Origin of the sequence: Streptomyces brasiliensis (genome assembly GCF_014647875.1) — a bacterium.
In the GTDB taxonomy this organism is placed as follows: Bacteria; Actinomycetota; Actinomycetes; order Streptomycetales; family Streptomycetaceae; genus Streptomyces; species Streptomyces brasiliensis.
On sequence record NZ_BMQA01000002.1, the window covers coordinates 107,633 to 121,885 of the forward strand.

At 70.3% G+C, this 14,253-nt stretch carries 14 protein-coding genes; 1 reads left to right on the forward strand and 13 read right to left on the reverse strand.

The features are described 5' to 3' along the window. Positions 1-65: 65 nt before the first annotated feature. A complete protein-coding gene (pyrR, locus tag IEZ19_RS04085) occupies positions 66-623 on the reverse strand; it encodes a bifunctional pyr operon transcriptional regulator/uracil phosphoribosyltransferase PyrR (RefSeq protein ID WP_189309595.1) in 558 nt (185 codons plus the stop codon). Between the two features lie 253 nt (positions 624-876). Between pyrR and bldD the strand changes: the two genes are divergently transcribed. Next, positions 877-1,380 (forward strand): transcriptional regulator BldD, encoded by a 504-nt coding sequence (gene bldD / locus IEZ19_RS04090; RefSeq protein ID WP_010046440.1) that lies wholly within the window; start codon positions 877-879, stop codon positions 1,378-1,380. 173 nt (positions 1,381-1,553) lie between these two features. Here bldD and nusB read toward each other — a convergent pair whose 3' ends face one another. From nusB to IEZ19_RS04150, 12 genes are all read right to left on the reverse strand, one after another. Continuing rightward, entirely contained in the window at positions 1,554-1,988 is a 435-nt protein-coding gene (gene nusB, locus IEZ19_RS04095; protein WP_189309596.1) for a transcription antitermination factor NusB, read from the reverse strand. Between the two features lie 2 nt (positions 1,989-1,990). After that, positions 1,991-2,557: an elongation factor P gene (gene efp / locus IEZ19_RS04100; RefSeq protein WP_189309597.1), complete on the reverse strand. Its 567-nt coding sequence runs from the start codon at positions 2,555-2,557 to the stop codon at positions 1,991-1,993. 47 nt (positions 2,558-2,604) lie between these two features. Next, positions 2,605-3,711, reverse strand: a complete 1,107-nt coding sequence (locus tag IEZ19_RS04105) for an aminopeptidase P family protein (RefSeq protein WP_189309598.1) — start codon at positions 3,709-3,711, stop codon at positions 2,605-2,607. Between the two features lie 179 nt (positions 3,712-3,890). Further along, the gene (locus IEZ19_RS04110) at positions 3,891-4,763 is read right to left on the reverse strand and encodes a Pro-rich N-terminal domain-containing protein (RefSeq protein ID WP_189309599.1); all 873 of its coding nucleotides are present in this window, start codon (positions 4,761-4,763) and stop codon (positions 3,891-3,893) included. Positions 4,764-4,928: 165 nt separating this feature from the next. Then, entirely contained in the window at positions 4,929-6,020 is a 1,092-nt protein-coding gene (aroB, locus tag IEZ19_RS04115) for a 3-dehydroquinate synthase (protein WP_189309600.1), read from the reverse strand. Then, a complete protein-coding gene (locus IEZ19_RS04120; RefSeq protein ID WP_189309601.1) occupies positions 6,017-6,535 on the reverse strand; it encodes a shikimate kinase in 519 nt (172 codons plus the stop codon). Before IEZ19_RS04120 ends, aroB begins: the two co-directional genes overlap by 4 nt. Further along, positions 6,532-7,716 carry a chorismate synthase gene (gene aroC / locus IEZ19_RS04125; RefSeq protein WP_189309602.1) on the reverse strand — a complete coding sequence of 395 codons (1,185 nt, stop codon included), beginning with the start codon at positions 7,714-7,716 and terminating at the stop codon, positions 6,532-6,534. The genes IEZ19_RS04120 and aroC overlap by 4 nt, the downstream gene beginning before the upstream one ends. Before the next feature lie 165 nt (positions 7,717-7,881). Beyond that, positions 7,882-8,721 carry a shikimate dehydrogenase gene (locus tag IEZ19_RS04130; RefSeq protein WP_189309603.1) on the reverse strand — a complete coding sequence of 280 codons (840 nt, stop codon included), beginning with the start codon at positions 8,719-8,721 and terminating at the stop codon, positions 7,882-7,884. A 208-nt stretch (positions 8,722-8,929) separates the two neighbouring features. Next, positions 8,930-10,615: an endolytic transglycosylase MltG gene (gene mltG, locus IEZ19_RS04135; RefSeq protein WP_189309604.1), complete on the reverse strand. Its 1,686-nt coding sequence runs from the start codon at positions 10,613-10,615 to the stop codon at positions 8,930-8,932. Positions 10,616-10,736: 121 nt separating this feature from the next. Next, positions 10,737-11,201: a Holliday junction resolvase RuvX gene (gene ruvX, locus IEZ19_RS04140; RefSeq protein ID WP_189309605.1), complete on the reverse strand. Its 465-nt coding sequence runs from the start codon at positions 11,199-11,201 to the stop codon at positions 10,737-10,739. Between the two features lie 15 nt (positions 11,202-11,216). Next, positions 11,217-13,889, reverse strand: coding sequence for an alanine--tRNA ligase (gene alaS / locus IEZ19_RS04145; RefSeq protein ID WP_189309606.1), 2,673 nt, complete (start codon positions 13,887-13,889; stop codon positions 11,217-11,219). Then, the gene (locus IEZ19_RS04150) at positions 13,889-14,245 is read right to left on the reverse strand and encodes a hypothetical protein (RefSeq protein ID WP_189309607.1); all 357 of its coding nucleotides are present in this window, start codon (positions 14,243-14,245) and stop codon (positions 13,889-13,891) included. Before IEZ19_RS04150 ends, alaS begins: the two co-directional genes overlap by 1 nt. Positions 14,246-14,253 lie beyond the last annotated feature (8 nt).

Sequence of the window (14,253 nt, forward strand, 5' to 3'; positions counted from 1 at the left end):
AGTTCACATTGAGGGAGATTTCAGGCAAGACGGGGCGCACGGGACGGGCGTACGCCGTCCGCCCGCTACTGGGTCGGCTTCGCACCGAGCAGCACGGTGTCGCGACCGTCCTCCTCGGCAAGCTGGACCTTGACCGTCTCCCGCAACGACGTGGGGAGGTTCTTGCCGACGTAGTCGGCGCGGATAGGCAGTTCGCGGTGGCCGCGGTCGACGAGGACCGCGAGCTGGACCGCGCGCGGGCGCCCGATGTCGTTCAGGGCGTCGAGGGCGGCGCGGATGGTGCGGCCGGAGAAGAGCACGTCGTCGACGAGGACGACGAGGCGGCCGTCGATGCCGTCGCCGGGGATCTCGGTGCGGGCCAGCGCACGCGGCGGGTGCATGCGCAGGTCGTCGCGGTACATGGTGATGTCGAGCGAACCGACGGGCATCTTCCGGTCGGTGATCTGCTCGAGCTTGACGGCGAGCCGCTGGGCGAGGAAGACGCCCCGGGTCGGAATGCCGAGGAGCACCACGTCGTCGGCGCCCTTGGCGCGCTCGACGATCTCGTGGGCGATGCGGGTCAGTACCCGCGCGATGTCGGGCCCTTCGAGCACGGGCCGGGCATCGGACGCTTGCGTGTCCATACGAAACGGACCCCCTTCTCCGCCTCACGGGACGGACCTTAAAGGACGTCGGATTTGCGCCATCAACCCTAGCAGGCCGTGGGTACGCCCCCGATCACCCCCTCGGCGCAACGGGCCGGCGCTGCCACGGAAGAGTCGGTGTGGACCATTCGGCTTGACGCATGAGAGTCACGCTGCGTAACCTCACAGTGAGTTACCAGCCGCGCGGCACGGCACCCAGCCCGTCGCGTCGACACAGTGTCCGGGGAGCTATATGTCCAGCGAATACGCCAAACAGCTCGGGGCCAAGCTCCGGGCCATCCGCACCCAGCAGGGCCTTTCCCTCCACGGTGTCGAGGAGAAGTCCCAGGGCCGCTGGAAGGCCGTCGTGGTCGGTTCGTACGAGCGCGGTGACCGCGCGGTGACCGTACAGCGCCTGGCGGAGCTGGCGGATTTCTACGGTGTGCCCGTGCAGGAACTGCTGCCCGGCACCACCCCCGGCGGCGCCGCCGAGCCGCCCCCGAAGCTGGTCCTGGACCTGGAGCGGCTGGCCACGGTGCCGGCCGAGAAGGCGGGCCCGCTCCAGCGGTACGCCGCGACCATCCAGTCCCAGCGCGGTGACTACAACGGCAAGGTGCTGTCGATCCGCCAGGACGACCTGCGCACGCTCGCCGTCATCTACGACCAGTCGCCCTCGGTCCTGACCGAGCAGCTGATCAGCTGGGGCGTGCTCGACGCGGACGCGCGCCGCGCCGTGGCCACGCACGAAGAGGGCTGAGCCCGCTCCGTCCACCAGCAGAAACGTGCCGCCGGGGCGGCCGGGCCGTCATGGCTCCGGCCGCCCCGGCGGCTTTCTGCGGCCTTCGGGGGCGTCGCCCGCACCGGAATGCCGGGGAACGCCAGGGGGCCCGCAGCGGTCGCGCTGCGGGCCCCCTGGCGTTGCCGTACGTCTTACGCCCGATCCCGGCGGAGCGACGGCTTGAGCTCCTTCAGCCGGCCCAGCAGGCCGTTGACGAACGAGGGCGACTCGTCCGTGGAGAACTCCTTCGCCAGCTGCACCATCTCGTCGAGGACGACGGCGTCCGGGGTCTCGTCGACCCAGATCAGCTCGTAGGCGCCCAGGCGCAGGATGTTGCGGTCGACGACCGGCATCCGGTCGAGCGTCCAGCCGACCGCGTACTGGGCGATCAGCTCGTCGATGCGCGTCGCGTGCTCGGCGTAGCCCTCGACCAGCTGCATCGTGTACTCGCTCACCGGCGGCTGCCGGGTGTCGTCCCGGGAGAGCCGGATCCAGTCCGCGAGGACCGTCAGCACGTCGGCGTCGCGCTGGTCGCCTTCGAAGAGGATCTGGAAGGCGCGCTTGCGGGCCGTGTTGCGGGCAGCCACGGTTAGCTGTTCACCCGGCCGAGGTAGTCGCTCGTGCGGGTGTCGACCTTGATCTTCTCACCGGTGGTGATGAAGAGCGGGACCTGGATCTGGTGACCGGTCTCCAGGGTGGCGGGCTTGGTGCCGCCGGTGGAGCGGTCGCCCTGGACGCCCGGCTCGGTCTCGGCGACGGTCAGCTCGACGGCGGCGGGCAGCTCGACGAAGAGAACCTCGCCCTCGTGCTGCGCGACCGTGGCGGTGAAGCCCTCGATCAGGAAGTTCGCGGCGTCGCCGACGGCCTTCCGGTCGACGTGGAGCTGGTCGTAGGTCTCCATGTCCATGAAGACGAAGTACTCGCCGTCCATGTACGAGAACTGCATGTCGCGCTTGTCGACAGTGGCCGTCTCGACCTTGACGCCGGCGTTGAAGGTCTTGTCGACGACCTTGCCGGAGAGCACGTTCTTGAGCTTGGTGCGCACGAATGCCGGGCCCTTGCCGGGCTTGACGTGCTGGAACTCGACGACGGACCACAGCTGGCCGCCATCGAGCTTTAGCACCATGCCGTTCTTGAGGTCGTTCGTGGAAGCCACGGTTGCGGAATCTCCTGGACTGACGTGGACGACCCCGGGGCACGCACCTATAGTGCGAGCAGCTCCTTGGTCGTAATGGTGAGTAGCTCGGGTCCGCCGTCCGCCTCGGGGCGCACGACGAGCGTGTCATCGATCCGGACACCGCCCCGGCCCGGGAGGTGGACCCCCGGTTCGACGGTGACCGGCACGCAGGCGTCCAGTTTACCCATGGCCGCGGGGGCCAGCTGCGGGTCCTCGTCGATTTCGAGCCCGACGCCGTGGCCGGTCAGCGGCTGGAGCCCCTCGGCGTGCCCGGCGGAGTCCAGCACATGGCGTGCGGCACGGTCCACGTCGCGGAAGGCCGCGCCCGGCGCCAGCGCCTCGCGTCCGGCACGCTGAGCGGCGAAGACGAGGTCGTACAGCTCGACCTGCCAGTCCGCGGGCGACGTGCCGATGACGAACGTACGGCCGATCTCGCAACGGTAGCCGCGGTACGTCGCCCCGAGGCAGACGGAGAGAAAGTCGCCCTCCTCGACACGACGGTCGGTGGGCCGGTGCCCGCGGCGGCCGGAGTGCGGCCCGGTGGCGACGGAGGTCGGGAAGGCGGGGCCGTCGGCACCGTGGTCGACCAGGCGCCGCTCGAGCTCCAGCGCGAGGTGCCGTTCGGTGCGGCCCACCAGGATGGACTCCAGCAGCTCGCCGAGGGCCTGGTCGGCGATCTCGGCGCCGATGCGGAGGCAGGAGATCTCCTCCTCGTCCTTGACGACCCTGAGCTGTTCGACCGCGCAGCCCAGGTCGGCGAGGCGCAGCTGCGAGGCGACCGAGCCGATGGCGCGGTGCCGGGCGACCGTGAGGTGGTGTTCCTCGACGGCGAGGGAGTCGGCGTCCTGCGCGACGGCGAGGCCGGCTGCGGCGACGGCGGTGTCGCCGCCGGGGGCGGGCAGGACATGCAGCGTCAGCGACTCGTCGGGGCGGCCCTCGGAGGGCCGGTCGTCCGGCGGGGACGCGCACACCAGGAAGTCCTCGTGTCTGCTCAGGAGCAGGACGGAGCCCTGCGGGGCAGCGCCGGAGAGATAGCGCACGTTGGCTGGGCGCGAGACCAGTGCGGATGCGCTGCCGCTCGCGTTGCAGCGGTCCCTGAGTCTGGCTCGGCGGGCTGCGAACACCTCTGACATGACACGAGCGTAGAAGGCGTGGCCGTTTTGCGCCGGTTGGGGACGTTCGGTCGGGGGAGGGAGAGGGGGAGGATACGTCCGTTGTATGTCGGGTGCGGGCCGTGGGGGTTGGTCGCGCCCACGCGGCGGAGCCGCATGTCGATACAGCCCGCGCCCCCAGGGAACCGCAGTGGCCGTGGTTACCAGTTCGGTGGGCTTGCTATGGCTCTTGCCAGGACGTCGTCCAGAACTCGGGCCGTTGCCGGGACGTCCAGTTGGGAGTTGTCGATGATCGGAAGGCCCGAGCCGTACCAGCCCGCCATGCGGCCGTGGATGCGGGCCACCTCCTCGTCGGTGAGCCGGCGGTTGCCGGTGCGTTCCGCGTTGCGCTCCAGGACGACGTCCAGGCCGGGCAGCAGCACGACCGGGAGCAGGCCGGGACCGACGTGCCGCTTCCAGCCACCCAGGCCCACGACCGGGCGGTCCGGGAAGACCGCGTCGTCGAGGATGCACGAGATGCCGTTGGCCAGGAAGTTGCGGGCCGCGAAGCCGCAGGTGCGGCGGGCCAGGCGGTACTGCGCCTCGGAGTGGTCGTTCCAGCCGGACTGGGGGTCGGCGAAGCCCGAGCGGACCCATTCGCGCACGTCGTCGAGGCTGATATGGGCGGTGGGGACCCGGCGGTGGTCGGCCCAGTACTTGGCGACGCTCGTCTTGCCCGCGCCCGCCGGGCCGATCAGCAGCACGGCGAGCGTCGTGGTCGTCGGGTCGGGCGCGGTGGCCGTGGCGGGCGGTGCGCTGGGGACGGCGACGGGGCCGCCGGGCGGCAGCGGGACGTGGCCGGTGGTGTCGGCCGGGGGTGGGGCGGGCGCCTGCTGGGGTGGCGAAGGCGGTAGCGGTCCTGTAGGGGTTCCGGGTGCGGCGAAGCCCGGTACCTGGTGCGGCGTCGGCACGGGACCCCGCTGGGCTCCGGGATGGTGCGCACCCGGGTGGTGTGCGGTCGGTGACCAGTCGGTGACCGGTCCCTGCCCCGGCTGGTGGGGCGGCGGCAGCGGAGACCCCACTGCGTGCTGCATCCGGTGCCACTCCGTCTCGTACAGGCGATTGACGCTGGCAGCGGAGTGCGAACCCCGCTCCCTACCGAACGGTACCGTCCCCGGCCGCCGTTTGGTGAAACGGCCGGGGGCGGTCGGAAGTGCCCGTTGTGGAGGGAGAATCGGGCGGACGGGGCCGCGGGGGACTTACTGACCGACCTCGCCGTACGCGGCGAGCAGCACCGCCGGGTCCGGGCCCTCCAGGACGGTGGGCTTGCCGAGTCCGTCGAGGACGATGAAGCGCAGCAGGTCCCCGCGGGACTTCTTGTCGACCTTCATCGTCTCCAGCAGCTTGGGCCACTGGTCGTAGCGGTAGTGCAGGGGCAGGCCGACCGACTCCAGGACCGTGCGGTGGCGGTCCGCCGTCGCGTCGTCCAACCGGCCTGCGAGGCGGCCGAGTTCAGCGGCGAAGTGCATGCCGACGGCAACCGCGGCGCCGTGCCGCCACTTGTAGCGCTCGTTCTTCTCGATGGCGTGGCCGAGCGTGTGGCCGTAGTTGAGGATCTCCCTCAGGCCCGACTCCTTGAGGTCGGAGGAGACGACCTCGGCCTTGACCCGGATCGAGCGTTCGATCAGTTCGGCGGTGTGCGGACCCGCCGGGGTGCGTGCCGCCTCTGGGTCGGACTCGATGAGGTCGAGGATCACCGGGTCGGCGATGAAGCCGGCCTTGATGATCTCGGCGAGCCCGGAGACGTAGTCGTTGACCGGCAGCGACTCCAGCGCGGCCAGATCGCACAGGACGCCCGCAGGCGGATGGAAGGCGCCGACGAGGTTCTTGCCCTCGGCGGTGTTGATACCGGTCTTGCCGCCCACGGCCGCGTCCACCATCGCCAGGACGGTGGTCGGGATCGCGATCCAGCGCACTCCGCGCAGCCAGGTCGCGGCCACGAAACCGGCCAGGTCGGTGGTCGCGCCGCCGCCCACGCCGACGATGACGTCGGAGCGGGTGAAGCCGGACTGGCCTAGCGCCTTCCAGCAGTAGGCGGCGACCTCGGCGGTCTTGGCCTCCTCCGCGTTGGGCACCTGGATGGCGACGGTCTCGTACCCCTGCTCGACCAGGTCGGCACGCAGGGCCTCACCTGTCTCGGCCAGCGCCTCCGGGTGGATCACCGCGACACGCTTGGCCTTCTCCCCGATCAACCCGCCCAGTTCGCTGAGGAGTTGACGGCCGATCAGGACCTCGTACGGCTCGGTGCCCGCCGTGCCGCCGACCTGGATCCGCGTCACCGTCTCGCTCATGCTTCTTTCAACTCCAGTGCGTCCAGCGCTGCTTGGGTGACCTCTTCGGGGGTGCGGCCGTCGGTCGCGACGACGGCCGTGGCGACCTCCGCGTACAGGTGCCGCCGCGCCTCCATCAGCTCGCGCCACTGCTTGCGCGGGTTGAGGGCGAGCAGCGGCCGGGCCACGTTCAGGCCGGTGCGCCTGACGGCCTCCTCGACGTCCATCGAGAGATAGACCACACGGTGCCCGGCGAGCACCCCGCGCGTGTCCTCGTCGAGGATCGCGCCGCCACCGAGCGCCAGCACACCGTCGTGCTCGGCCAGCGCACGGTGCACCGCCCGCTTCTCGACGGCACGGAAGGCGGGCTCGCCCTCGTCCACGAAGATCTCGGCGATGGTCCGCCCCTCGGCGGCCACGATGTCGTCGTCGGTGTCGCGGAAGCCGACGCCCAGCCGCTCGGCCAGCAGCTGCCCGACGGTCGACTTGCCGACGCCCATGGGTCCCACGAGGACGACGACCGGTACGGCGCTCACCGGATGGCCAGGTGGTCGAGGAAGGAACGCACGTTGCGGCGGGTCTCGGTCACGCTGTCGCCGCCGAACTTCTCCGCGACGGCGTCCGCGAGGACGAGCGCCACCATGGCTTCGGCGACGATGCCCGCCGCCGGGACCGCGGACACGTCCGAGCGCTGGTGGTGGGCCTGCGCCGGCTCGCCGGTGACCACGTCCACGGTCCGCAGTGCGCGCGGCACGGTCGCGATCGGCTTCATCGCGGCGCGCACCCGCAGCAGCTCACCGGTGCTCAGGCCGCCCTCGGTGCCGCCGGAACGGCCGGAGACGCGCCGGATACCCTCGTCGGTGCCCACGATCTCGTCGTGTGCCTGCGAGCCGGGCACCCGTGCCAGCTCGAAACCGTCACCGATCTCGACGCCCTTGATCGCCTGGATGCCCATGAGCGCGCCCGCGAGCCGGGCGTCCAGCTTGCGGTCCCAGTGCACGTGCGAACCGAGGCCCACCGGCACGCCGTAGGCCAGGATCTCGACCACGCCACCGAGGGTGTCGCCGTCCTTGTGGGCCTGGTCGATCTCGGCGACCATCGCCTTCGACGCGTCCGAGTCCAGGCAGCGCACGGGGTCCGCGTCCAGCTTCTCGGCATCGGCCGGGGTGGGGTAGACGCCCTGCGGGGCCTTCGCGGAGGCCAGCTCGACGACGTGCGAGACGATCTCGATGCCGGTCGTCTCCTTCAGGTACGACCGGGCCACCGCGCCCAGCGCCACCCGAGCCGCGGTTTCGCGGGCGGAGGCACGCTCCAGGATCGGCCGGGCCTCGTCGAAGCCGTACTTCTGCATGCCCGCGAGGTCGGCGTGACCGGGACGCGGGCGGGTCAGCGGCGCGTTACGGGCAAGCCCGGCGAGGATCTCGGGGTCGACCGGGTCGGCCGCCATGACCTGCTCCCACTTGGGCCACTCAGTGTTGCCCACCATGATCGCGACCGGGGAGCCGAGGGTGAGGCCGTGCCTGACTCCGCCCAGGAAGGTGACCTCGTCGCGCTCGAACTTCATGCGGGCACCGCGGCCATAGCCGAGCCGCCGCCGCGCGAGGTGGTCCGCCACCATCTCCGTGGTGATCGGCACGCCGGCGGGAAGGCCCTCCAGCGTCGCGACGAGTGCGGGACCGTGGGACTCCCCCGCGGTCAGCCAACGCAGCCTGCTCAACGGTGCTCCTCCGTGCTCGCGCCCTGGTACTGCCCTGCGTACGCGCGTCCTCGCGTACGGCGACGGTCCGACCGGGTGCGCGGCCCCGGTCCGCCACCTCCGATCCTCCCACGACCGGCACCCGGTCCCGGCCTCCGGTCCAGCAGGCGGACGCGACGGAGGACGTCAGCGCTCGGCGAGCGCCTTCTCCCCGGCGTGGCGTATGGCCTCAAGCGGTGCCGGGGAGCGTCCGGTCATCTGCTCGACCTGGAGCACGGCCTGGTGGACCAGCAGGTCGAGGCCGCCGACGACGGCCCCGCCGGACATCGACCAGCGGGCCGCGAGGGCGGTCGGCCAGGGCTCGTAGAGCACGTCGAAGAGGGTGGCCGGCCGCTCGGGCACGGCGGCGGCGAGGGCGTCCGTGGTGCCGGCAGGCGTGGTGGCGATCACCAGTGGGGCCCGCAGGGCTTCGGCCGCGTCCGCCCAGTCGGCCGTACGGACCTCGACGTCGAGCCGTTCGCCCCACTGCCGCATCTCGGCGGCCCGGGCCTCGCTGCGGACGTAGGCGACGACCTCACCGGTGCAGACGCGGGCCAGGGCGGCGAGCGCCGAGGACGCGGTGGCGCCGGCACCGAGGATCGCGGCCGAGTCGACATGCTCGACACCGTGCTCGCGCAGAGCGGCGATCATGCCCGGGATGTCGGTGTTGTCGCCCAGGCGGCGGCCGTCCTCGGTGAAGACGACCGTGTTGACCGCGTCGACGGATGCGGCCGTCTCGCTGATCTCGTCGAGCAGCGGGATGACCGCCCGCTTCAGCGGCATGGTCAGCGACAGCCCCGCCCACTCGGGCCCGAGCCCCTCGAGAAAGCCGGGGAGCCCGGCCTCGTCGACCTCGAAGCGGTCGTACGACCAGTCGGTGAGCCCGAGTTCGGCGTACGCGGCACGGTGCAGCACCGGGGAGAGCGAGTGGGCGATGGGCTTACCGAGCACGGCGGCCCGGCAGGCGTCAGTTGCGTATGGCGTCATTGCACCCATCCTTGAGACTTGCGGACCGGGAACTGGTTGCCGGACGGTCCATAAGGGCCGTATCGCCCCGACCGCTCGCCACAGCAACCCAGGACGCCACGACTCGCGCCCGGCCACGGTGTAAATCGGAGTACCTTCCGCAATCCGGCTACGACTCACGCCGGCAGGTGTTGGCTTCGGTGTCGCGGTGGCTGCGGGGCGCCCGTCATCAGTTCTTGTTCCTCGATGCGTTCCACTCGTTGACCAGCTTCTCGTGGTCCGCGAGCGTCTTGGTGAACCTGCTGGTCTTGCCGTCCATCGAGATGAAGTAGTACCAGCCGTCGTGCGTCGGATCGAGCGCGCCGTTGAGGGCCTCTTCACCGGGGTTGCCAATGGGGCCGGGCGGCAGGCCCTTGGCGTAGTACGTGTTGTACGGGTTGTTGTAGCGCCGCAGCTCGCCGATGGACAGATCGATCTTGCTCTGGTTCTTCACGTAGTTGTACGTGGAGTCGAACTCCAGCGCGCCATAGGTCTCGGGGTTCCCAGGCTTCAGGCGGTTGTAGACCACCTCGGCCATCTTGCGGAAGTCGTCATGGCTGGTGCCTTCGGCCTGCACCAGGCTCGCCACGGTGAGCAGTTGCCAGGGTCCGTCGAGACCCAGGCTCTTGGCCTTGTTCTCCACGCCCAGCTCGTCGTACTTCTCGCTGGCCCGGCCGACCATCTCCTTCAGGACGGCCTCGGGCTTCTGCCCCTTGGCGACCGCGTAGCTGGAGGGGTAGAGGAATCCTTCCAGCGGGTCCTTCAGGCTGGGGTGGTTCAGTGCCCAAGAGGGCAGGCCGAGCCTCTTGTAGTCCTTCTTCGCGACGCCCTCTGTAGTGCCCTTCTTCACTCCGAGGCGCTTGTCGATCAGCGCGTAGACCGCGACGTTGCGCAGGCCCTCGGCGAGGACCAGGTTGCTGCGGCTCTTCGGGCTGAGCATCAGCTCGACCGCGCTGGCGGCCGACATGTGCTTCTGCAGCGTGTAGATGCCGTCCTGGATCGACTTGCCGTTGGGGTTCGCCCCCTGTGCGGAGACGAACGCGTCGACGCTCTCGACGACACCTGCCTCCTTCAGCTTCCGGCCGATGTCGTAGCCGCCGGCGCCCTTGGGGATCTCGACGGTCACCGACTCGCCGTTGCCGCTGCCCTCGTAGTCCGGGGCCGGGCCAAAACGATTCTGGAAGTACTGGAACCCGAGATATCCGACCCCGCCGAGGCCACCGCCGAAGACCAGGACGACCACCAGGCAGGCGCAGCCGCTGCGCCGCTTCTTGGCACCCTTGCCGCCTTTGGCGTCCTTGCCGCGCCGGTCGCCGCGCCCACCGCGGCCCCGCGGGTCGTCGTCGAAATCGTCGTCATCGTCGTCGCCGCCCGAGAAGAAGGCGTGTTCGCCCTGGTCGGGGCCGGGGTCCCAGTCGGTCTCGGGCTCGGTTTCGGGGCCCCTGCGGCCCGGCGGCTGCGGCGGCGGATACGCGTCGGGCGTGCCGTAGAAGTCGGGCTGCTCGGCGCCGTACGCGACGGGCTGCTGGCCGTACGGGTCGCCCGGGTCGGCGGCGTAGGGCACCTGACCATGAGTACCGGTCGCGTCCCAGCCGCCCTGGTGGTACTGCTGCGGCTGGATGTGGCCGCCGTACTGCTGCTGGCCCTGTGGGTCGTAGTACTGGTGCTGCTGCTGGTCGTACCCGCCCTGCTGACCCTGGTTCCAGTCGCCGTACTGCTGCTGTTGTTGCGGCTGCTGCGGATAGTGCTGCGGCTGGCCGCCGTAGGGGGACTGCTGACCCGCGTGGGCCTGCTGTCCTCCCCATCCGCCGTCCCCGTACAACGGGTCCTCGGGATGCCACGGTTCGGAGCCTTGGCCCCGGCCATACTCAGTCATCGATCCCCTAGAGCCGCGAGGCGGCGGTCACACGGCTTCGGGCCGGATTCCGTCCCGCCTCTTTGCAGTGCGGCGGCTGTTCGAACACCGCCGCATCGCGCGGAACGTTACCGTATCGCGATCAGATGACCACTTCGACGCCCTCGCCGGGTGCTTTGCCTGACACTCGTTCGGATTCCAGGGCCTGCTGCAGGATGATCACAGCGGCTGCCTGGTCGATGACGGAACGGCCCTTCTTCGACTTCACGCCGGATGCGCGCAGTCCCTGACTGGCCGTCACCGTCGTCATCCGCTCGTCGACGAGGCGCACCGGCACCGGCGCGATGCCCTTGGCCAGCTCCTGGGCGAAGGCACGGACCTTGACCGCAGCCGGGCCCTCGCCACCCTTGAGGGAGCGCGGAAGGCCGACGACGACCTCGATCGGCTCGTACTCCTCCACGAGTTGCCGCAGGCGCCGGTGAGCTGCGGGGACGTCCCGGCCGGGGACCGTCTCCACCGGTGTGGCGAGGATCCCGTCGGGGTCGCACGAGGCGACCCCGATACGGGCGTCCCCGACGTCGATCGCGAGTCGACGTCCTCTGCGCATCTTCTCGACCGTTTCTTACTTGGCGGTCTCGGCGACCAGACGTTCGACGGCGTCCACGGCCTCGCCGATCGCGGCCGGGTTCTGGCCGCCGCCCTGGGCGACGTCGGGCTTGCCGCCACCGCCGCCGCCGAGGGTCTTGGCGGCCGTGCGGACCAGTTCACCGGCCTTGAGGCCGCGCTCGCGGGCGGCCTCGTTGGTGGCGATGACCGTGAGCGGCTTGCCGTTGTTGACCGTGAAGAGGGCCACCACGGCGGCACGTCCGCCCTGGATGCGGCCGCGCACGTCGAGGACCAGCTTGCGCAGGTCGTCCGGCGTGGTGCCGTCCGGGACCTGGCCCGTGACGACGGCCACCCCGTGGACGTCCTTGGCGGACTCGGCGAGACCGGCGGCGGCCTGGAGCACCTTCTCGGCGCGGAACTTCTCGATCTCCTTCTCGGCGTCCTTCAGCTTGCCGAGCATCGAGGAGACCTTCTCCGGCAGCTCCTCGGCGCGGCCCTTGAGCAGCTCGGTCAGCTGGTTGACGACCGTGTGCTCGCGGGCGAGGAAGTTGTACGCGTCCACACCGACGAGGGCCTCGATACGGCGCACACCCGAGCCGATGGACGACTCGCCGAGGAGCTTCACCAGGCCCAGCTGGGCGGTGTTGTGCACGTGGGTGCCGCCGCACAGCTCCTTGGAGAAGTCGCCGATGGTCACGACGCGGACGCGCTCGCCGTACTTCTCGCCGAACTCGGCGATGGCGCCCTGCTTCCTGGCCTCGTCGATGCCCATGATGTCGGCGCGCACGTCGAGGTCGCGGGCGAGCACCTCGTTGATCTTCTGCTCGACGTCGGTCATCACGGCCGTCGGAACGGCGGACGGCGAACCGAAGTCGAAGCGGAAGCGGCCGGGCTGGTTCTCGGAGCCGGCCTGGGCGGCCGTCGGGCCGAGGGCGTCGCGCAGGGCCTGGTGGGTCAGGTGCGTGGCCGAGTGGGCGCGGGCGATGGCCTTGCGGCGACGGGTGTCGATCGAGGCCTGGGCCTTGGCGCCGAGGGTGACCTCGCCGACCTGGACGACGCCCTTGTGGACGTACACGCCCGGGACCGGCTTCTGGGTGTCGCGGACCTCGATGACGGCACCGGAGTCCACCTTGATACGGCCGGTGTCGCCGATCTGGCCGCCGCCCTCGGCGTAGAACGGGGTGCGGTCGAGCACGACCTCCACCTCGTCGCCCTCGGTGGCGGCCGGGGAGGAGACGCCGTCGACGAGAATGCCGACGATCGTGGACTCGCCCTCGGTGTCCGAGTAGCCGATGAAGTCGGTCTGGCCGGCCCGGTCGGCGATCTCTCGGTAGGCGCCGAGGTCGGCGTGGCCGGTCTTCTTGGCCTGGGCGTCGGCCTTGGCGCGCTCCCGCTGCTCCTTCATCAGGCGGCGGAAGCCCTCCTCGTCCACGGCCAGTCCCTGCTCGGCGGCCATCTCGAGGGTGAGGTCGATCGGGAAGCCCCAGGTGTCGTGGAGCAGGAAGGCCTTGTCGCCGGCCAGCACGGACGAGCCGGCGGCCTTGGTCTCGGTGACGGCGGTGTCGAGGATGTTGGTGCCGGCCTTCAGCGTCCTGAGGAAGGCGTTCTCCTCGGCGAGGGCGACCTTCTCGATGCGCTCGCGGTCGGTGACCAGCTCCGGGTACTGCTGCCCCATCATGCGGATCACGACGTCGATCAGGTCCTTGACGACGGGACCGGTGGCGCCGAGCAGGCGCATGTTGCGGATGGCGCGGCGCATGATGCGGCGCAGGACGTAGCCGCGGCCCTCGTTGCCGGGGGTGACACCGTCACCGATGAGCATCGTGGCCGTGCGCATGTGGTCGGTGACCACGCGCAGGGAGACGTCCGAGGTGTGCGAGTCGCCGTAGTGGACGCCGGTCAGCTCGGTGGCCCGCTTGATGACGGCCATGGAGGTGTCGATCTCGTACATGTTCTGCACGCCCTGCAGAATCATGGCGAGACGCTCCAGGCCGAGGCCCGTGTCGATGTTCTTGCTCGGGAGGTCGCCGAGGATCTCGAAGTTGTCCTTGCCGGTGCCCTCGCCGCGCTCGTACTGCATGAAGACGAGGTTCCAGATCTCCACGTACCGCTCGTCGTTGACGGCGGGGCCGCCCTCGACGCCGAACTCGGGGCCGCGGTCGTAGTTGATCTCGGAGCAGGGACCGCAGGGGCCCGGGACGCCCATCGACCAGAAGTTGTCCTTCATGCCCAGGCGCTGGATGCGCTCCTTGGGCACGCCGACGACCTCGTGCCAGATCTGCTCGGCCTCGTCGTCGTCCTGGTAGACGGTGATCCAGAGCTTCTCCGGCTCCAGGCCGTAACCACCCTTGTCCTGGGGGCTGGTGAGCAGCTCCCAGGCGAGCTTGATGGCGCCTTCCTTGAAGTAGTCGCCGAAGGAGAAGTTGCCGCACATCTGGAAGAACGTGCCGTGGCGCGTGGTCTTGCCGACCTCTTCGATGTCGGGCGTGCGCACGCACTTCTGCACGCTGGTGGCGCGCGGGAAGGGCGGCTTGACCTCACCCAGGAAGTAGGGCTTGAACGGAACCATGCCGGCCGGGACGAGGAGCAGAGTCGGGTCGTCCGCGATGAGCGACGCCGAAGGGACGACGGTGTGACCGCGCTCCTCGAAGAAGCTCAACCAGCGGCGGCGAATCTCGGCCGACTCCATCAGTGGTCCTCATTCCGGTTGTACGTGTACGTCGGGTACGTCGGGTCGACGTACTTCGGGTTGGTGCGGTTCTCGATGGCGGTGTACCGCCGGGGCGCGGGCAGTTCGGGGTCGACCGTGGCGTTGATGCCGAGGGCGTCACCCAGTTCGGCCTCGCGCTGCGCCATGTTGTCGCGGACGTCGAGCGCGAAGCCGACCGCGCGGTCCCTGAGGCGCTGACCCGTCTCGAGCGCCTTGTTGGCGGCGGTCGCGGCGAGGCTCTCGGGGGTGAGCTGCCTCAGCTTGCGGTTGACCTTGGTGGTGGCCCACACACCGGCGGCGACGCCCGTGGTGAACCAGAACGTACGGCGGAACATCGCTGGTT